This is a genomic window from Isoptericola sp. NPDC019482 (genome assembly GCF_040632295.1).
GTDB lineage: Bacteria > Actinomycetota > Actinomycetes > Actinomycetales > Cellulomonadaceae > Isoptericola.
The window spans coordinates 41,694-60,445 of record NZ_JBEYBQ010000004.1; the positions used below are offsets into that span (position 1 = coordinate 41,694).

Annotated in this window: 14 protein-coding genes; 4 read left to right on the forward strand and 10 right to left on the reverse strand. The window is 76.3% G+C overall.

What is annotated here, in order from left to right:
• Positions 1-145 precede the first annotated feature (145 nt).
• From ABZ493_RS04545 to ABZ493_RS04565, 5 genes are all read right to left on the reverse strand, one after another.
• Positions 146-823, reverse strand: coding sequence for a regulatory protein RecX (locus ABZ493_RS04545; protein WP_430580991.1), 678 nt, complete (start codon positions 821-823; stop codon positions 146-148).
• A gap of 136 nt (positions 824-959) precedes the next feature.
• The gene (recA, locus tag ABZ493_RS04550) at positions 960-2,078 is read right to left on the reverse strand and encodes a recombinase RecA (protein WP_430580992.1); all 1,119 of its coding nucleotides are present in this window, start codon (positions 2,076-2,078) and stop codon (positions 960-962) included.
• 158 nt (positions 2,079-2,236) lie between these two features.
• Entirely contained in the window at positions 2,237-3,139 is a 903-nt protein-coding gene (locus tag ABZ493_RS04555) for an MBL fold metallo-hydrolase (protein WP_430580993.1), read from the reverse strand.
• Entirely contained in the window at positions 3,136-5,199 is a 2,064-nt protein-coding gene (locus ABZ493_RS04560; protein ID WP_430580994.1) for a phosphodiesterase, read from the reverse strand. Before ABZ493_RS04560 ends, ABZ493_RS04555 begins: the two co-directional genes overlap by 4 nt.
• A gap of 48 nt (positions 5,200-5,247) precedes the next feature.
• Positions 5,248-5,481, reverse strand: a complete 234-nt coding sequence (locus tag ABZ493_RS04565) for a DUF3046 domain-containing protein (protein ID WP_430580995.1) — start codon at positions 5,479-5,481, stop codon at positions 5,248-5,250.
• Positions 5,482-5,574: 93 nt separating this feature from the next.
• Between ABZ493_RS04565 and ABZ493_RS04570 the strand changes: the two genes are divergently transcribed.
• Together ABZ493_RS04570 and ABZ493_RS04575 are read left to right on the forward strand one after the other, a co-directional pair.
• Positions 5,575-10,602 carry a DEAD/DEAH box helicase gene (locus tag ABZ493_RS04570; protein ID WP_430580996.1) on the forward strand — a complete coding sequence of 1,676 codons (5,028 nt, stop codon included), beginning with the start codon at positions 5,575-5,577 and terminating at the stop codon, positions 10,600-10,602.
• 31 nt (positions 10,603-10,633) lie between these two features.
• Positions 10,634-11,440 (forward strand): DNA-formamidopyrimidine glycosylase family protein, encoded by an 807-nt coding sequence (locus ABZ493_RS04575; protein WP_430580997.1) that lies wholly within the window; start codon positions 10,634-10,636, stop codon positions 11,438-11,440.
• A gap of 103 nt (positions 11,441-11,543) precedes the next feature.
• Here ABZ493_RS04575 and ABZ493_RS04580 read toward each other — a convergent pair whose 3' ends face one another.
• The 3 genes from ABZ493_RS04580 to pgsA form a co-directional block, all read right to left on the reverse strand.
• The gene (locus ABZ493_RS04580; RefSeq protein ID WP_429762229.1) at positions 11,544-11,891 is read right to left on the reverse strand and encodes a helix-turn-helix domain-containing protein; all 348 of its coding nucleotides are present in this window, start codon (positions 11,889-11,891) and stop codon (positions 11,544-11,546) included.
• A gap of 258 nt (positions 11,892-12,149) precedes the next feature.
• On the reverse strand, positions 12,150-12,695 hold the full coding sequence (locus ABZ493_RS04585; protein ID WP_430580998.1) for a CinA family protein: 546 nt from the start codon (positions 12,693-12,695) through the stop codon (positions 12,150-12,152).
• Positions 12,692-13,294 carry a CDP-diacylglycerol--glycerol-3-phosphate 3-phosphatidyltransferase gene (gene pgsA, locus ABZ493_RS04590; protein WP_430580999.1) on the reverse strand — a complete coding sequence of 201 codons (603 nt, stop codon included), beginning with the start codon at positions 13,292-13,294 and terminating at the stop codon, positions 12,692-12,694. The genes ABZ493_RS04585 and pgsA overlap by 4 nt, the downstream gene beginning before the upstream one ends.
• A 106-nt stretch (positions 13,295-13,400) precedes the next feature.
• Between pgsA and ABZ493_RS04595 the strand changes: the two genes are divergently transcribed.
• On the forward strand, positions 13,401-14,711 hold the full coding sequence (locus ABZ493_RS04595; protein WP_430581000.1) for a CapA family protein: 1,311 nt from the start codon (positions 13,401-13,403) through the stop codon (positions 14,709-14,711).
• A 41-nt stretch (positions 14,712-14,752) separates the two neighbouring features.
• On the opposite strand, the gene ABZ493_RS04600 is transcribed toward ABZ493_RS04595, so the two are convergent.
• Both ABZ493_RS04600 and ABZ493_RS04605 read right to left on the reverse strand, forming a co-directional pair.
• Entirely contained in the window at positions 14,753-17,557 is a 2,805-nt protein-coding gene (locus tag ABZ493_RS04600) for a DNA translocase FtsK 4TM domain-containing protein (RefSeq protein WP_430581001.1), read from the reverse strand.
• A gap of 78 nt (positions 17,558-17,635) precedes the next feature.
• Positions 17,636-18,049 carry a hypothetical protein gene (locus ABZ493_RS04605; protein WP_430581002.1) on the reverse strand — a complete coding sequence of 138 codons (414 nt, stop codon included), beginning with the start codon at positions 18,047-18,049 and terminating at the stop codon, positions 17,636-17,638.
• 91 nt (positions 18,050-18,140) lie between these two features.
• Here ABZ493_RS04605 and ABZ493_RS04610 point away from each other — a divergent pair, with 91 nt between their 5' ends.
• The gene (locus tag ABZ493_RS04610) at positions 18,141-18,722 is read left to right on the forward strand and encodes a TetR/AcrR family transcriptional regulator (RefSeq protein WP_430581003.1); all 582 of its coding nucleotides are present in this window, start codon (positions 18,141-18,143) and stop codon (positions 18,720-18,722) included.
• Positions 18,723-18,752 lie beyond the last annotated feature (30 nt).

Here is an 18,752-nt window from a genome sequence, read left to right on the forward strand (position 1 = left end):
TCGTGACGAAGGGCTCCGGACGACAGTGTCGTCCGGAGCCCTTCGTACGTGCCACCGGCTCTCGATGGTCGTCAGACGCGCCAGGCACAGAGCCGTGCGCCGAACCGTGCGCCGAACAGTCAGGCCGCGACGTTCTCCGCGGTGCTCAGCCGATCCCTCCGGCCTCGTCGTCGACGGCGAAGTCGTCGTCGATACCGTCCTCGCCCTCCTCCGCCAGCGCGTCGCGGACGGCGCCGAAGGAGACACCCGGCGCGTAGCCCTTGCGCCCGAGCGCCCCGACGGCCCGGCGGACGCGCACGTCACGGTCCAGCCCGCGCGTGCGGGCCACGTGCTTGCGCGCCAGCGCGAGCGCCGCCGCGCGCTCGTCGTCGGGGTCGACCTGCTCGAGCGCGTCGGCGGCGGTGTCCTCGGCGATGCCACGTCGACGCAGCTCCATCGCGAGCGCACGGCGCGACAGCCCACGCTCGGCGTGCCGGGTGCGGACCAGCATGTCGGCGTACGCGGCGTCGTCGACCAGCCCCACCTCGTCGAACCGGTCCAGCACCGGGCCCACGACGGACTCGGGGTAGCCCTTGCGGGCGAGCGACTGCTCGAGCTCGGCGCGGCTCTTGGGCGCCGCCGTGAGGACCCGCAGCAGCGTCTCGCGCGCCTTCTCCGTGGCGTCCTCGACGGTCAGCTCGCCGGCCTCGAGCCGCTCGGCCACGGTGCGTCGCGGCTGTCGTGCCCGCGCCGTGCCGCCGTCCTCCGGGCCGTCCGGCGAGCTCTCGGCCCAGCCGGCGGCTCCCCGTGAGGAGCCCTGACGGCGGCCGCGACGCTTCCCCACGCCGCGACCGCCCGAGGCAGTATCCCCCGAAGTCACGCGAGCCCTCCCCCGCCGACCGCGACGAACGTCGTGTCGGCGGGGACGACGCCCGCCGGCACGTCCGCGACCGGGACGGCGCCGGACCGGTCGGCGCCCGTCAGAACGGCGCCTTCTTGCCCTTGGCGCCCGCCTTGACGGCCGGCGCCGGATCGACGGTCAACCCGGTCGCGGAGCCCGCGGCACCCTCGGCGGGGGCCGCCGCCGCGGGCGCGTCGAGCTTGGCGCCGACGCCGAGCTTCTCCTTGATCCGCTTCTCGATCTCGTTCGCGAGGTCAGGGTTGTCCCGCAGGAACGCGCGGGCGTTCTCCTTGCCCTGGCCGAGCTGGTCGCCCTCGTAGGTGAACCACGAACCCGACTTGCGCACGAAGCCGTGCTCCACGCCCATGTCGATGAGCCCGCCCTCGCGGGAGATGCCCACCCCGTAGAGGATGTCGAACTCCGCCTGCTTGAACGGCGGGGCCATCTTGTTCTTGACGACCTTGACGCGGGTGCGGTTGCCGACCGGCTCCGTGCCCTCCTTGAGGGTCTCGATGCGGCGGATGTCCATGCGCACGGAGGCGTAGAACTTCAGGGCCTTGCCACCGGTGGTGGTCTCCGGCGAGCCGAAGAACACGCCGATCTTCTCGCGGAGCTGGTTGATGAAGATCGCGGTGGTGCCCGACGCGCTCAGGGCGCCGGTGATCTTGCGCAGCGCCTGCGACATCAGGCGGGCCTGGAGACCGACGTGGCTGTCGCCCATCTCGCCCTCGATCTCGGCCTTCGGCACCAGCGCCGCGACCGAGTCGATGACGATGATGTCCAGCGCGCCCGAGCGGATCAGCATGTCCGTGATCTCCAGGGCCTGCTCGCCGGTGTCCGGCTGCGAGACCAGCAGGGCGTCGGTGTCGACGCCGAGCTTCTTGGCGTACTCCGGGTCCAGGGCGTGCTCGGCGTCGACGAACGCCGCGATGCCGCCGGCCCGCTGGGCGCTGGCCACGGCGTGCAGCGCGACCGTCGTCTTGCCGGAGGACTCCGGGCCGTAGATCTCGACGACCCGACCGCGCGGGAGCCCGCCGATGCCGAGCGCCACGTCGAGCGCGATCGAGCCGGTGGGGATGACCTCGACGGGCGCGCGGCCCTCGTCGCCGAGGCGCATGACCGAGCCCTTGCCGAAGCTGCGGTCGATCTGGGCGAGCGCGGCCTCGAGTGCCTTCTCGCGGTCTGCCGGTGCTGGCATGTCGGTCACCTTTGCGTTCTGGGCGCGGCGGCTGCGCGCCTGCGTTCGTGGCTGCGTGCTCATGTTGTCGTCGACCGTACGTGCCGCCACCGACATGCTCGGGGCGCCCCGTCGCGGCTGTGGAGGACGACGTCCGAGGACCCTCCTGGGGGCAGACTCTACCCGAACACGTGTTCGAGGCCGTCGTCATCCTCGGGAGTGTCGCCGGGCGTGTCGCGCCACTGGCCGCCGGGCGGCAGGACCACCACGCGCACGTCGGGCGCCAGCCGCCGGCAGGCGGCGGCGAAGGCCGCGCCGGCGCGGTCCATCCAGCCGCGCGGCAGGTGCTGCCCGCCGGGCACGTGCAAGGTGCCCCAGTGCACCGGCACCGCCACCCGCGGCCCGACCTCCGCGCACACCTCCGCGGCGCCGCGCGGGCCGAGGTGACCGCCCGAGAGCCGCGGGCCCCAGCCGGACACGGGCACCAGGGCGACGTCCACCCGCCCGCCGGCCAGCTCCCGCACGCGCCCCATGCCCGGGTGGTGCTCGGTGTCCCCGACCGCCCAGACCGTCGCGCCGTGCCCGCGCACCAGGTGCCCGCTCGCGGCGTTCGGACGGTGCGGCATCGGCCGGTCGCCGTGCACCGCGGCGGTCAGGCGCACCTGCACCCCGGCGACCTCGCGCCAGCCGGTGTGCTGCTGCGCATGGAGCTGCCCATGGTGCGCGACGTCGCGGGCGGGCGGCAGGTCGAGGCCCACGCCGCGCAGGCCCTTGCCGCGCAGCCAGCGGGCGTTGGCGGGCGCCGTGAGCACCGGCACGTCGCCGAGCAGCCGCAGCGAGCCCAGCTCGGCGTGGTCGTGGTGCAGGTGCGACAGCAGGGCCGCGTCGGCGCCCCGCCACGCCTCGGCGTCGGGCCGGTCGCCCCGACGCCGCAGGACCCCGGCGTGCCGCCGCAGCAGCGGGTCGGTGACGAGCCGGGCGACGCCGCCGTCCGCGCGGGGGACGTCGAGGACGACGGTCGAGTGCCCGATCCAGGTCACCCGGAGCCCCGTGGCGGGGGCACGCTCGCCCGGCGCGGTCACGCGCCCTCCCGCAGGCCGAGCCCGGCGAGCCAGGCGACGAGCCGCCGGTGCACCGCCTCCGCGCCCACCAGCATGCGGGCCCCGTCCACGTCCTCGCGCTCGTCGTCGGGCACCGGGAGGTCCGTGGGGTGCAGCAGCAGCGCCTCGCTCTGCGCGCCCCCGAGCCCGCCGTGCGAGCCGACGAGCCCCTCGAAGGCGTGCACCCGCCCCATCGGGCCGACCGCGGACACGACCACGAGATCGCCCGCGTCCTCCAGCCCGGCGACGCGCAGGAGGTCGGCCCGGGCCCGCGACCCGTACGCGACCAGGGGGTCGCGGCCCGTCACCCGACCGGTCGCCAGGTCGTGGGACCCGAGCCGTCCGCGCGCCACCGGCCCCTGCGCGCCGTGCACCACGACGCACCCCACGGCGGGTGACTCCAGCAGCCCTGGCACGAGGGCGGGCCACCGGCCGGCGACGTCCGCGGCGGACAGCCGGCGCGGCTCGCGGCAGAACCAGACCATCCCGAGGTTCCCCGAGCCGATGACCTCCACCTCGGGCAGGCCCGCGCGCCTCGTGTCGCGGTCCGGACCGACCAGGAGCCTGCCCGCGGCGTCGCCGTCCTTGCGCAGCGCGTGCAGCGCGGTGTTCGCCGGGCCCCACGCCTCGCCGTCAGGATGCTCGCCGCGCGCCGGGACGGGGAGCGCCATGAGCCGGTGCACCTCGTCGGCGAACGACCGCCCCACGACCTGCTCGAACGTCGCGCCGAGGGACTGCCCGTGGTCCGAGACGACGATCGTGCGGTAGTCGCGCGGGGCGCCGCGCGCGATCTCCTCCCACAGCCCGAGGACACGGTCGAGCCCCTCCAGCGCGCGCAGCGACTCGGGGCGCAGCGGCCCTGCGTGGTGCGCGATCTCGTCGTAGTCGACGAGGTCCACGCACACCACGGGTGCCCCGCGCACGAGCTGCTCCGCCACGAGCGAGGTGTTGAGGTCACGCAGCAGGACGTTCGTCACCGCCCGCAGCACCGGGTACCAGCCGCGCCGCGGCACGCGCGGGCTGACCCCGCGCACCACCTGCTGCCAGCCCTGGTACACCTCCTTCAGCGCCTCCCCGACGGTGCCGACCACCGCCCGCACCAGCACGAACGGGCTGGAGAAGAAGCGCACGAACAGCTGGCCGGGGCCGAGCCCTTCCGCCGCTCGGCTCATCACGAGCAGGCTGGTCGGGGCGTCGCCGGAGAACATCGTCGAGACCGCGACCCCGCCGTCGGCGAGCAGGCCGCGGCCGTCGGAGGCCGACCGCTCCACCTCGGCGGCGTCCGCCGGACGGTTCGTCACGACCAGGCGCCCGAGCCGCCGCGACCACCACCGGAACGCCGGCACCGCGTCGGTGGTGCCGTGCAGCAGGCCGAGCGTGCTGGCGGGGGTGGTGCACGGGACGCGGGCCCACCACGACTCGAGCCGGTGGCCGCCCGAGCCCAGCCACCGCTCCATCGTGGGCACGAGCCCCGCCTCCAGCGCGTGGTCGAGCGTCGGGCGGGCGACGCCGTCGAGCATGACGACGAGCACGCCCGGGGGCCGGCCGTCGGCCCTGTCGTCCGCCCCGCCACCGCCGGCGCCGTCGCGGGCGGGACGGCGCGGCACCCCGGCACGACGGCGGGAGCGGCGCAGCAGGTCGCCGACGACGTACGCGTTGTCCCGCGCGCCGACCACCCAGCGCCCGCACGCCATCACCACCGCCGCGACGAGGAGCACGGCGAGCACGTCCGCCCACGAGTCGCTCGTCACGCCCGGGAGGAACGACAGCGCGGCCCAGACGACCAGGACCTGCGCCGCCAGGCCGAGCAGCAGCGCCACGACCGCACCCCCGGCGCGCGCGAGACGACGCAGCGGCGCCCGCAGCAGCGCGTCGCCGAGGCCCACCACGAGCGCCGCGAGGAGCACGTGCCACGGGGAGGCCACGCGCACACCGTCGACGAGGACGATCGCGACCCCGAGCCCGGCGGCCGTCGAGGCCAGGGACCAGAGGGCGGCGCGGACGTCGACCACCGTCACGAGCGGGGGACGGTGGCGGCGCATGGCGCCATGATGCCGCGCGGGGACGACGTCGGCGCGGGCGATGGTCCGTCAGCGGGCGGGCGGGGCCTGGCGACGGTCGTCGCGGCCCCAGCGGTCCGGCTCGGGGACGTCGAGCGCGTCGCACAGCGCGTGCCACACGTCCCGCGGCTCGACGCCCGCCTCGAGCGCCTCGGCAGGCGTGCGGCCGTCGAGGCGCGGCAGCACCTGCTCCCGCACGAGGGCGCGCCCGTAGGCGGGCCCGAAGACCTCGTCGACCAGCTCGGCGAACTCGCGATAGCGCACGACACCAGCCTCGCACGGCCCGGAGCGTGCTCGGCGCGGTCCCCGAGGCCGCTCGTCCTGCGGGCTGTCGGTGGCCCCTGCCAGGATGACGAGGTGGTCGTCCCCCCGCCCGGCTCCCCCGTCGCCAGCCCCGACGGCGTGCTCGCGCGGTTCGGCCCCGCCACCCGCGCCTGGTTCGCCGGGGCCTTCGCGGCGCCGACGGCGGCACAGACCGGCGCCTGGGACGCGATCAGCTCGGACCGGCACGCGCTCGTCGTCGCCCCGACCGGCTCCGGCAAGACGCTCGCCGCCTTCCTCTGGGCGATCGACCGGCTCACCACCGAGCCCCCGCCCGAGCGCGCGCGCCGCTGCCGGGTGCTCTACGTCTCCCCCCTCAAGGCGCTCGCCGCCGACGTGCAGCGGAACCTGCGCTCCCCGCTCGCCGGCATCCGGCAGGCCGCCGCCCGCGAGGGCCTCTCGGTCGAGGAGGTGACCGTCGGCGCGCGCACGGGCGACACCCCTGCCTCCGAGCGCCGCGCGTTCGCCACCCGCCCGCCGGACGTGCTGGTCACCACCCCCGAGTCGCTGTTCCTGGTGCTCACGTCGCAGGCCCGCGCCGGGCTGGCGGGCGTCGAGACCGTGGTCCTGGACGAGATCCACGCCGTGGCGGGCACCAAGCGCGGCGCCCACCTGGCGCTGAGCCTCGAGCGGCTCGACGAGCTGCTCGACCGGCCGGCGCAGCGCATCGGCCTGTCCGCCACGGTGCGCCCCGTCGAGACCGTGGCCGGGTTCCTGGCCGGGCACCGCGCGCCGTCCGACGGCGGCCGCGAGATCGTCGTCGTGCAGCCCGAGGCCACCAAGAAGTGGGCGATCGACGTCGTCGTGCCCGTGCCCGACCTCGCAGACCTCGACTCCGCCGGCGTGCCCGACCCGACCTCGCCGCCCGCCCCGCCGCCCGAGACCGCCGGCGCCGGGCTCGGCGACGAGGAGCTGGACCTCAGCGGCGACGCGGCGTCACCGCTGCGACGCGCGTCCGTGTGGCCGCACGTCGAGGAACGGGTCGTGGACCTCGTCGCCGACCACCGCTCGACGCTGGTCTTCACGAACTCCCGCCGGGGCGCGGAGCGTCTCACGGCGCGGATGAACGAGATCTGGACCGAGCGCTCGGGGGTCGACCTGCCGGACGCCGGCACGCAGTGGCCGGCGCAGACGCAGGCGCAGTCGGGCGCCTCGGTGGGCCTGCCCGACGGCGCCACGGTGCTCGCGCGCGCCCATCACGGCTCCATGAGCCGCGTCGAGCGCACCCGGACCGAGTCCGACCTCAAGGCGGGCCGGCTGCCGGCCGTCGTCGCGACGTCGTCCCTCGAGCTCGGCATCGACATGGGAGCCGTCGACCTGGTGGTGCAGGTCGGGGCGCCACCTTCGGTCGCGAGCGGGCTGCAGCGCATCGGGCGCGCCGGGCACCAGGTGGGCGCGGTCTCGCACGGCGTCGTCTTCCCGACCTTCCGCGGCGACCTCGTGCCGGCCACCGTGGTGGCGCAGCGGATGCGCGCGGGTGAGATCGAGCACCTGCACGTGCCGGCCAACCCGCTGGACGTGCTCGCCCAGCAGGTGGTCGCGGCGCTCGCGACCGACGACTGGCAGGCCGACGACCTCCTCGCCACCTTCCGCAGGTCGCACCCGTTCCGCTCGCTCGGGGACGCGACGTGGCGGGCCGTGCTCGACATGCTCGCCGGCCGCTACCCCAGCGAGGAGTTCGCGGAGCTGCGCGCCCGGATCGTGTGGGACCGCGCCACCGGCCGGCTGTCGGGGCGGCCGGGCGCCCTGCGGCTCGCCGCGACCAGCGGCGGCACGATCCCCGACCGCGGGCTGTACGGCGTCTACCTCGCCACGGAGGCCCCCACCGCCGGGTCGCCGGCGGACGGCGCGGGTGCGACCGACCGGCCCCGCGGCGGCAAGCGCGTCGGCGAGCTCGACGAGGAGATGGTCTACGAGTCGCGCGTCGGCGACACGTTCACGCTGGGCTCGTCGACGTGGCGGATCGAGGAGATCACCCCGGACCGCGTGCTGGTGACGCCGGCGCCCGGGCTGCCCGGCCGTCTCCCGTTCTGGAAGGGCGACTCCCCCGGCCGCCCCGCCGAGCTGGGCCGCGCCGTCGGGGCGTTCGTGCGCGAGACCGACGCGCTGCTGGCGGACGACGAGGAGCGCGGCACCGGGCGCGGCCGGGAGGTGCTGCGCGACGCCGGGCTGGATACGTGGGCCGCGGACAACCTCGCCGCCTACCTGGGCGAGCAGCGCCGGGCGACGGGACGGCTGCCCGACGACCGCACCGTCGTCGTCGAACGGTTCCGCGACGAGCTGGGCGACTGGCGCGTCGTGATCCACTCCCCGTTCGGGGCGCCCGTGCACGCGCCGTGGGCGCTGGTCGTCGCCGCGCGCCTGCGGGCGCGGTACGGCACCGACGTCGCAGCGATGCACGCCGACGACGGGATCGTGCTGCGGCTGCCCGACGCCGGCGACTCCGGCTGGGACCTGGGCGGGCCGGGCTGGGGCGCCGGCGGGCCCGACGGCGCCCTGGGCCACGGCGACGCCCCCGCCGTCACGACCGAGGACCTGCTCGTCGACCCGGACGAGGTGCTCGACGCGGTGCGGGAGGAGCTCGGCGGCTCGGTGATGTTCGCCGCCCGCTTCCGCGAGGCCGCGGCGCGGGCGCTGCTCCTGCCGCGACGCCGCCCGGACCGGCGGCAGCCGCTCTGGCAGCAGCGGCAGCGGGCGTCGCAGCTGCTGCAGGTGGCGTCGCAGTTCCCGGACTTCCCGATCATGCTCGAGGCCGCCCGCGAGTGCCTCCGCGACGACTTCGACGTCGCCGCGCTCACCGAGCTCATGCGCGACCTGCAGGGTGGCCGGGTGCGGCTGGTCGAGGTGACCACGTCCACGCCGTCCCCCTTCGCGCAGGCGTTGCTGTTCGGCTACACCGCCCAGTTCCTGTACGACGGCGACGCGCCGCTCGCGGAGCGGCGCGCGGCCGCGCTGTCGCTCGACCCCGACCTGCTGACGGAGCTGCTCGGCGAGCAGGGCGCCACCCCGCTCGCCGACCTCCTCGACCCGGGCGCCGTGGAGCGCACCGAGGCGGAGCTCCAGGCCCTGGCCCCGGACCGGCAGGCCCGCGACGCGGAAGGGCTGTGGGACGTGCTGCGGCGCACCGGGCCGCACCCGCTCGCCGCCCTGCGGGCCCGGACCCGCGAGGGCTCTCGCGACCTGGTCGACGGCTGGCTGACCGACCTGGAGGGCGCTCGCCGCGTCATCCGGGTCCGGCTCGGCGGGCACGAGGCGGGCGAGGACACCGAGCAGTGGGCCGTGGTGGAGGACGCCGGTCGGCTGCGCGACGCGCTCGGCGTGGCGCTGCCCGTGGGAGTGCCCGAGACGTTCACCGAGCCGGTGCCCGACCCCCTCGGCGACCTCGTGCGACGCCATGCCAGGACGCACGGCCCGTTCCCCGCCGCGGACGTCGCGCGCCGGTTCGGGCTCGGCATCGCGGTCGTGGCCCAGGTGCTGGCCCGGCTGGAGACGGCGGGCGCGGTGGCCCGCGGGGCGCTGCGGCCATCGTCGCTGGGCGGCACGGGCGACGAGTGGTGCGACCCGGAGGTGCTGCGCACGCTGCGGCGCCGGTCGCTGGCCGCGCTGCGCGCCGAGGTCGAGCCTGTGGAGCCCGAGTCGCTCGGGGTGTTCCTCCCGCGCTGGCAGGGGATCGGGGCGCGCGTGGGCGGCGCCGGGTCGGGCGGCGGGACGCTGCGCGGCGCGGACGGGGTGCTGCGGGCGGTGGAGCAGCTCTCCGGGGCCGCGGTGCCGGCGTCGGCGCTCGAGACGCTGGTGCTGCCCGCCCGGGTCTCCGACTACGCCCCCGCCGTGCTCGACGAGCTCACCACGGCCGGCGAGGTGCTGTGGTGCGGCCACGGCCGGCTGCCCGGCTCGGGCGGCGGCGACGGCATGGTGAGCCTGCACCTGGCCGACGGCGCGCCGCTCACGCTGCGCGACCCGGAGCCGGTCGACGAGGGCGGGCCGCTCGACACGGACCTCCACCGGGCGGTGCTCGACCTGCTCACCGGCTCGGGCGGGTACTTCCTGCCCCGCCTCGCGGAGCTCGCGGACGCGAGCCAGGCGGCCACCCTCGACGCGCTGTGGGACCTGGTGTGGGCCGGCTGGGTGACGAACGACCGCCTCGGTCCGCTGCGCGAGTCGCTCGGCGGATCGTCCCGGCGCGGCGGCGGGACGCACCGCGCACCGGCCGCTCCGGGCCGGGCCCGGCCGGTGCGGCCGTCCCGCTTCGGCCTCGCCCGCCCGACGTCGTCGGCCGTGGTGCCGCGGACCGGGGGCGGCCGCTGGTCGGCGCTGCCGGCCGTGGAGCAGGACCCGACCGTGCGCGCGCACGCCCTCACCCAGGTGCTGCTGGAGCGGCACGGCGTCCTGACCCGCGCGGCGGCGCCCGCGGAGGGGGTGACCTCCCGCTTCCGCGACGTGTACCGCGTGCTCCGCCTGCTCGAGGAGCGCGGGGCCGTGCGCCGCGGCTACTTCGTCGAAGGCCTGGGCGGCTCGCAGTTCGCGCTGCCCGGCGCGGTCGACCAGCTGCGCACCGACGCCGCGGACCGCGCCCGCGCCCGGGACGCGCTCGCCGAGGGCGACGGCGGTTTCGGCGGGGCCGGGGCCGGCCGGGCCGAGCCGGGCGCCGTGCTGCTCGCCGCGACCGACCCGGCCAACCCGTACGGGGCGGCCGTCGCCTGGCCGCGTGGGGCGTCGTCCGACGCCCGCGCGGGGTCGGGTGACGACGGCGCGGGCGCGCACCGACCGGGGCGCAAGGCCGGGGCCGTCGTCGTGCTCGTCGACGGGGAGCTGGTGCTGTTCGTCGAGCGCGGCGGGCGCACGGTGCTGTCCTTCGTCCGCGGCGACGCGGGCGACGACCCCCGCCTCGCCGCCGCGGCCCGGCTGCTCGTGACGGAGACGCGCGCCGACCGGCTCGGGCGCGTCACCGTGCAGCGCGTCGACGGCGTCCCCGCGCTCACCGCCGCCCGTGACCGGATCCCGGCCGCGGCCGCGCTGCTCGACGCCGGCTTCGGCGTGACGCCGCGCGGCCTGCGCCCGGCGTGACCCGGGCTGGACCAGGACCAGGAGGCGTCCCGTGCCCGAGGGAGACGTGCTGCGGCTCACCGCCGGACGGCTCGGCGTCGCGCTGCGCGGCGCCCCGCTGGTGCGCGCGGAGCTGCGCTGGCCGTCGGCGGCGGGCGTGGACCTCGTCGGCGCCACCGCACGCGAGACGGTGGCATACGGCAAGCACCTGCTCACCCGGTTCGACGACGGCCGCACCCTGCACACCCACCTGCGGATGGACGGCTACTGGCGGGTGCACCGCACGGGCGCCCGGGAGGCGGCCGGCCGCTCCCCCGCCGTCCGCGCCGTCCTGGCGACGGAGACCTGGACGTGCCTCGGGTGGCACCTCGGCATGCTCGACGTGCTGCGCACCCGGGACGAGCCCCGCCTGCTGGGCCACCTCGGCCCCGACGTCCTCGGCGACGACTTCCCGGAGCGGCTCGACGAGGGCGCGCGCCGCCTCGTCACCGATGCCGATCGACCGCTCTGCGCGGCCCTGCTCGACCAGCGCGGGGTGGCCGGCCTCGGCACGATCTGGACGGCCGAGTCGCTCTTCGTCACCCGACGGTGGCCCTGGACCCCGGTCGGTGCCCTCGACGACGACGAGCGCCGGACCCTGCTGGTGGCGGCGCGCCGGCTCATGGGCCGCAGCGTCGAGGTGGGGCGACGCTCCGGCCTGGGGGCCGTGGAGCTCGCCGTGCACGGGCGCCACCGCAAGCCGTGCCGCCGCTGCGGGACGCCCGTCGCGCTGGGCAGCACCGCCGGCCCCGGGCGGCGGCCCGACGCCGGCGAGCGGGCGATCTACTGGTGCCCGACCTGCCAGCGTGCGCCGAGATAGAGAACCCGGACCCGCGAGACAGCGAGGCCGGGACGACACCGCAACGGTCTGCGGTGTCGTCCCGGCCTCGCTGTCTCGTGGGTCCGGGTTCTCTGTCCCGGTCTCAGCCGACCGGTGCGAGGTCTCCTCGCACCGACTCGGCGTCGCGCGACTCGCCGGCACGGCTGAGCAGCCCGGCGTAGACGTCCGCCGGGATCGTGTCGGGGATGTGCAGGCCCTCGGCGACCGCGATCCGGTCGCTGACCTCACGCAGCACGAGGGACATCGGTACGTCGAGCGCCTCGCAGATCGACGCCAGCAGCTCCGACGACGCCTCCTTCTGCCCGCGCTCGACCTCGCTCAGATAGCCGAGCGAGACCCTCGCTGCGGACGACACCTCACGCAGGGTGCGCCCCTGGCGCTGCCGCGCGTCGCGCAGCACGTCGCCGATCTCACGTCGCAGTACGACCATCTCGCGCCCCCTCTCCGTGCCCGAATCCCTGTCCGATCGTCCCGGCACCGGACCGGTCGTGACCGGGTTCCTCGTCCGTCCTGTCGTTCCCCTGGCTCCAGGGGTGGCACTACCGTACCGCGCGCGCGGCATGCCCGGCCTGGTGTGGCGTGCATCGAGACGGCTTCGTGCCCTGTCGGTCATCACACCCTTCGCAACGCGGGTACCCGGGGGCTTGTTCCCGCGGTCACGACCCGCGACACGCTCGTCACGCACCCTTCACACCCCGCCGACCGACGGGCCGCCGCCGTCGGGTGCCGTGCCGCCGCACGCCTCGAGCGCCAGGGCCAGGACGGCCCGCACCACCGCCGCCCGCACCTCGGCGCGGGTGCCGTCGAGGTCGAGGCGCCGCACCCGGTCGCCCGCCGGGGTGCTCACCGCGACGTACGCCTCCCCCGGGGGGTGCCCGTCCTGCGGGTCGGGCCCGGCGACGCCGGTCGTGGCCAGGCCGACGTCCGCGCCCAGCGCGCGACGCACGCCGGTCGCCATCTGACCGGCGACCTCGGGGTCCACAGGCCCGCGCAGCGCCAGGAGTTCCGGGTCGACGCCGAGCGCCGTGGCCTTGAGGTCGGTCGCGTACGCGACGACGCCGCCGCGCACGACGGCGGACGCCCCGGGTACGTCCACGAGGACGGCCACGACGAGCCCGCCGGTGAGCGACTCCGCCGCGGCCAGCGTCCAGCCTCGGGAGCGGGCGCCGTCGAGCACCGCCCGCGCGAGCGTGCCCGGCGTCCCGGCCCCCGTGCCGGCGGCGTCCGACGTCACGCGGCGGGCCGGGGCCCGGCCTCGCGCCGCCCGGCGGCGAGCAGCCGCGCCCCCTGCACGAAGTAGTCGACACCCGTCACGACCGTCACCGCGATCGCGGCCCACAGCACGATCCACGCCACGACGTGGACCGCGCCCGGGAGCGCCGCCAGCGGCAGCAGGAAGAGCGTGATCGCGACGGCCTGCAGCACCGTCTTCAGCTTGCCGCCCCGCGACGCCGGCATCACGGCGTACCGCAGCACGACCATCCGCAGGACGGTGACGGCCAGCTCGCGCGCGAGGATGACCGTCGGTACCCACCACGGCAGCTCGCCCAGCGGCCAGCAGAGCAGGATCAGGGCGGCGCCCACGAGCGCCTTGTCCGCGATGGGGTCGAGGATCTTCCCGAGGTCGGTCACGAGGTTGCGCGACCGGGCGAGATAGCCGTCGACGCGGTCGCTCACCGCGGCGACCACGAACACCCCGGTCGCCACGAGGCGCCAGGCGACCGAGTCCCCGCCGTCCTGAAGCAACGCCCAGGCGAACACGGGTACGAGCGCGATGCGCACGAGGGTCACCGCGTTGGCGACGTTCCAGGGCGAGGGCGCTTCGTTGACCACCGGACCACCCTAGCGGCGTCCCGGGCCCTCGCGTCCCCTGCGATTCACCCGCTGCCCCCGGCGGGCGCCCCCGCCGGGACGCCGTCCAGGGCAGTACCCTCCTCGCGTGGCACGGCACGCGTCCGACGACGGACGACCCGCCCGATGGCCCTATGCCGTCGCCGCCCTGGCCGCCGCGGCCGCGGGCGCCGCCGTCGCGCTCGCATGGAACGGCCCGACGTCCGGCGTCGGGGCACCCGCCGGCGCCGCACCGACGTCCGCGACGAGCGGCCGCTCCGGCTCCCCCGCCGCGTCGCCGAGCCCGAGCCCGTCACCGAGCCCGTCAGCGAGCCCCGCGGCGTTCACGCTGCTCGCCGCGGGCGACTTGCTCACGCACAACCCGGTCGTCCGGTCCGCCGGCGGCTCCCAGGACCCCGACTTCACGCCGCTGCTCGCCGGGCTGGACCCGTGGGTGCAGGGCGCCGACCTGGCCCTGTGCCACCTCGAGGTGCCGATCGCGCCGAAGGGCACGGAGCCCAGCGGATACCCGCTCTTCGGCGCGCCCGCGGGGCTGGTGCGCGACCTCGACGAGCAGGGCTGGGACGGCTGCTCCACCGCCTCCAACCACTCCGTCGACCGGGGGTACGACGGCGTCACCGCCACGATCCGGAGGCTGGCCGACGCCGGGATGGGGTACGTGGGCACCTCCCGCAGCGACGCCGAGCAGGAGGAGCCGCAGCGGTACACCCTGACGCGCGAGGGCCGGGAGATCACGGTCGCTCACCTGGCCGCGACCTACGGCCTCAACGGGCTCCCGATGCCCGCGGACGCGCCGTGGGCGGTCGACCTCATCGACGCCGACCGCCTCGTGCGCCAGGCCCGCGAGGCACGGGAGGACGGCGCCGACGTCGTCGTCGTGAGCCTGCACGCCGGCGTCGAGTACACCGAGGTGCTGACCGACCAGCAGGAGGACGTGGTGCGGCGGCTCGCCCGGTCCGGCGAGGTCGACCTGGTGATCGGGCACCACGCGCACGTGCCCCAGCGGATCGACCGCGTCGGCAAGGGCCCCGACGGCGAGGGGATGTGGGTCGCCTACGGGCTCGGCAACCTGCTGTCGAACCAGAGCTCCGCCTGCTGCGACGCGCGCACCAGCAACGGCGTCCTGCTCTCCGCCACGTTCGTCCAGGACGCCCCGGACGAGCCCACGCGCGTGACGGACGTGACCTGGACCGGCACCACGGTGGACATCGGCGGTGGGCACCGGGTGCTCGCCCTGCCCGACGGGCTCGCCGACCCCGGCGCGACCACCCTGTCGGCCGCGGAGCTCGATGCCCGCGAGGACCGGGTCGCCGAGGCCGTGGGCGCCGTCGCCCCGGAACGTCAGGAACCGCCCGAGGCGACCGGCCCCCCGCCCGAGGTGCTCCCCCGCGACGACTGACCGGCGACCGGCCCGGGAACCTCCCGGACCTCCCGGGAAGCTCAGCGCCAGCCGTTCTCCGGGTCGGTGTCGGCGTCGTCGTGGTAGTCCGTCGCCACGGGCGGGGCGTGCCCGTCGGTGCCGTCCGCGTACGGGTCCGACGGGCCGCCTCCCGCGGACCCGCCGTCGGCGTCCTGGTCGTACGCCTGCGGCGTCTCCCCGCGGATGAGGGCGAGCGCGGACGGCAGGTCGTCGGGGGTCACCAGCACCTCGCGCGCCTTCGAGCCCTCGGACGGGCCGACGATCTCGCGCGACTCGAGCAGGTCCATGAGCCGGCCCGCCTTGGCGAAGCCCACCCGCAGCTTGCGCTGCAGCATCGACGTGGAGCCGAACTGCGTGGTCACCACGAGCTCGGTGGCCTGGAGGAGCAGGTCGAGGTCGTCGCCGATGTCCTCGTCCACCTGCTTCTTGGCCGCCGCCGGCGCGGTGACGTCCTCGCGGTAGACGGGCTTGAGCTGCGCCTTCACGTGCTCGACGACGGAGTGCACCTCGGACTCGGTGACCCAGGCGCCCTGCACGCGCATGGGCTTGGCCGCGCCCATGGGCAGGAAGAGGGCGTCACCCTGGCCGATGAGCTTCTCGGCGCCCGGCTGGTCGAGCACGACGCGCGAGTCGGCCAGCGACGAGGTCGCGAACGCGAGCCGGGACGGCACGTTCGCCTTGATCAGGCCGGTGACGACGTCCACCGACGGACGCTGCGTGGCGAGCACCAGGTGGATGCCGGCGGCGCGGGCGAGCTGCGTGATCCGCTGGATCGAGGCCTCGACGTCGCGCGGCGCGACCATCATGAGGTCCGCGAGCTCGTCCACCACGACCAGGAGGTACGGGTACGGCGCGATCTTGCGCTCCGAGCCCGGCAGCGGCTTCACCTTGCCCGCCCGGACGGCGGAGTTGAAGTCGTCCACGTGCTTGTAGCCGAACGTGGCGAGGTCGTCGTAGCGGGCGTCCATCTCGCGCACCACCCAGTCGAGAGCCTCGGCGGCCTTCTTGGGGCTGGTGATGATCGGCGTGATCAGGTGCGGGATGCCCTCGTAGATCGTCAGCTCGACGCGCTTCGGGTCGACGAGGACCAGGCGCACCTGCTCCGGCGTCGCCCGCATGAGGATCGAGGTGATGAGCGAGTTGATGAAGCTGGACTTGCCGGCGCCCGTCGCGCCGGCGACGAGGATGTGCGGCATCTTCGCGAGGTTCGCGACGACGTAGCCGCCCTCGACGTCCTTGCCCACGCCCATGACCATCGGGTGCTCGGTGCGGCGCGCCGCCGACGAGCGCAGCACGTCGCCGAGCACGACCGTCTCGCGGTCCGAGTTCGGGATCTCGATGCCGATGGCGGACTTGCCCGGGATGGGCGACAGGATCCGCACGTCCGCGCTGGCCACCGCGTACGCGATGTTGTTCGACAGCGACGTGATGCGCTCCACCTTGGTCTTCGCGCCGACCTCGACCTCGTACCGGGTGACCGTCGGCCCACGGGTGAAGCCCGTCACCTGCGCGTCGACGCCGAAGTCCTCGAAGACCTTCGTCAGCGACTCCACCACGCGGTCGTTCGCCGCGGACCGGGTCTTGTGCGGCGCGCCCTTGCCGAGCGACTCCTCGCTGGGCAGCAGGTAGACCGTGTCGCCGTCGAGCATGGGCTGCTCGGCCCGCCCCATCGGCGGCAGGTCGCTCGCGGGGGCCGGGGCGGGCTCGTCGGGAACGACGGCGGCGACGGCCTCGGTCGGCGCGGTCGCGGCAGCGCCGACCCGCTGGGTGGCCTTGCCACGCGGACCCTTCGCCGCAGCCTTGGCGGCCGCGTCCTGCTCGAGCGTGGCGGCCTTCTCGAACGCCTCGTCCCCGGCGTACTCGTCGAGCCCGTCGGCCTCGGCCGCCTCCGCGGCACGCTGCGCCTTCGTCTTGCGGGTGCGCTTCTTGCGCGGCGCCGGGTCGGTGCCGTCGTGCCGCGAGACGCCCTCGGCGAGCGCGAGCCCGTCGTCGTCCACGGCCTCGTCGGCCCGGTGGTTGCCGGTGAGGCGGTCGTACAGGCCGCGCAGCCGTTCGGGGATGCGGTGCACCGGCGTCGCCGTGACCACGAGGAGCCCGAAGAAGCCCAGGAGCAGGAACAGCGGGACGGCGACCCACTCCGTCAGCCCGGTCACGACCGGGGTCGCGGCGAGGTAGCCGATGATGCCGCCCGCGTCCTGGAGCGCCTCGAAGCCGTCGCTCGGCGCGGGTGTGCCCTCCGCGATCGCGACGAGCGCGCACACCGACACGACGACGAAGATCAGGCCGATGGCGACGCGGGAGTTCGCCTGCCCGCGCTCGGGATGCCGCATGACACGGAAGCCCAGCCACAGGAGCAGCACGGGGACGGCCACGCCGGCCAGACCCACGGTGCCGGCGACGACGGCGTGCACGACGGTGCCGAAGGTGCCGGAGATCCCCCACCACTCGCGCGCGGCCACGACCAGCGCGAGGGCGATGAGGAAGAAGGCGACGCCGTCTCGGCGGTGCTCGGGTTCCAGGTCTCTTGCTCCCTTGGTGATGCTGCGGGTCAGGCCGCCCAACCCGTGCGCGACGCCCAGGTACAGGCCGCGCACGGCCCGGACGGGCCATGACTGGCCCGACCGCGCCGGTCGCCGCGCGGGCGCCTTGCGGGCGCCGGACCCGCGGCCCGAGCCCTTGCCCGACGACCGGGTGGACGACGAGCGGCCGGACGACGAGCGGGCGGGCGCGCGCCGGGTCGGGGCGGCCACGGATGCGGTCCGCCCCGTTCGTGAGGTCCCGCGCGCGGTCCCGGTGACTCTGCGGGCGGGTGTCCGGGTCGCCATGATGCCCCCCACGGTACCCGCGCCACGGGTCACGACGCCGCAGGTCCCGGGCGCGTGTTGCCGCCCCCGCGCGGGCCCTCAGCCGGCTGTGAGGAGCCCCACGGCCAGCGTCACGACGCCCGCCGCGAGCACCACCCCTCCGACGGGCAGCAGCACGACGGCCCGGTTCGGTGCCGCACGCCCCTCCCCCACCGCCGAGAGGAAGAACCCGGCGGGCAGGAGGATCGCGGCGACCAGCACGCCGGTCGCGGCGAGCCAGCGCCAGCCGCCGGCAAGGTCCGTCGCCTCGGCGAGCACCACGCACAGCAGCCCCAGGATGACGAGGACCCCGGCGTGCGCGTGCCCCGCCCGGAAGAACGAGGTCTGGAACGGCGTGGCGGGGGCCTTCCCCGTGACCACCTTGACGAGGAACCAGCCGCCCGACTCGATGCCGACGACGGTCAGGAGGACGATGCCCGCCGTGATGCGGGCGGTGTCGGTGAGCTCGAGCACGGGGAACCTCCGGGGACGAAACGGCACGGTTTACGAACACTGTTATGAAACATCGTTCGCAAACGCGCGTCAAGAGGTCTACGCTCGCCGCATGGCCCGCCCCCGCCTGCACGACGACGCCCTGCGCACCCGCCTGCTGGAGGTCACCTCCGAGGCCCTGTCCACCGGCGGCGAGCCGGCTGTGACGGTGCGGTCCGTCGCCGCCGCGGCCGGGACCAGCGCGTCGGCGGTGTACGCGCTGTTCGGCTCGCGCGAGGAGCTGCTCGCCGCCGTCAGCGCCGAGGGCTTCCGCCGGTTCGCGGCCCACCTGGCCGCCGTCCCGCGCACCGACGACCCCCTCGCCGACCTGCGCGCCCTCGGGGTGGCGTACCGGCGCAGCGCGCTGGCCGACCCGCACTTCTACCGGACGATGTTCGACCGGGCCGTGCGCCCCGGCGCCGACGCCCCGCCCGCCGTCGAGCAGCCCACCTTCCGCGTGCTGCGGGACGCCGCCGCGCGCGTGCTCGGCGTCGCGCCCGGCGACGCCGAGCCTGTCGCCGTCGGCCTCTGGGGCCTCGTGCACGGCCTGGTGTCCCTCGAGCTGGCCGGGCTGCTGCCCGGGGACGAGGCAGCCCGGGCAGCCCGCTACGACGCCGCTGCGGGCGCCGTCGGCCCGGCCCTGCTCGCGCGCTGAGGGAGGGCGCCCGGCGTCGCCGCTCGGTCC

What these genes read in the sequence shown, in the direction of transcription:
- recA (WP_430580992.1), bottom strand. Translation starts at nt 2,078, where the DNA reads ATGCCAGCACCGGCAGACCGCGAGAAGGCACTCGAGGCCGCGCTCGCC.
- ABZ493_RS04560 (WP_430580994.1), bottom strand. Translation starts at nt 5,199, where the DNA reads ATGCGCCGCCACCGTCCCCCGCTCGTGACGGTGGTCGACGTCCGCGCC.
- ABZ493_RS04580 (WP_429762229.1), bottom strand. Translation starts at nt 11,891, where the DNA reads ATGGTCGTACTGCGACGTGAGATCGGCGACGTGCTGCGCGACGCGCGG.
- ABZ493_RS04600 (WP_430581001.1), bottom strand. Translation starts at nt 17,557, where the DNA reads ATGGCGACCCGGACACCCGCCCGCAGAGTCACCGGGACCGCGCGCGGG.
- ABZ493_RS04610 (WP_430581003.1), top strand. Translation starts at nt 18,141, where the DNA reads ATGGCCCGCCCCCGCCTGCACGACGACGCCCTGCGCACCCGCCTGCTG.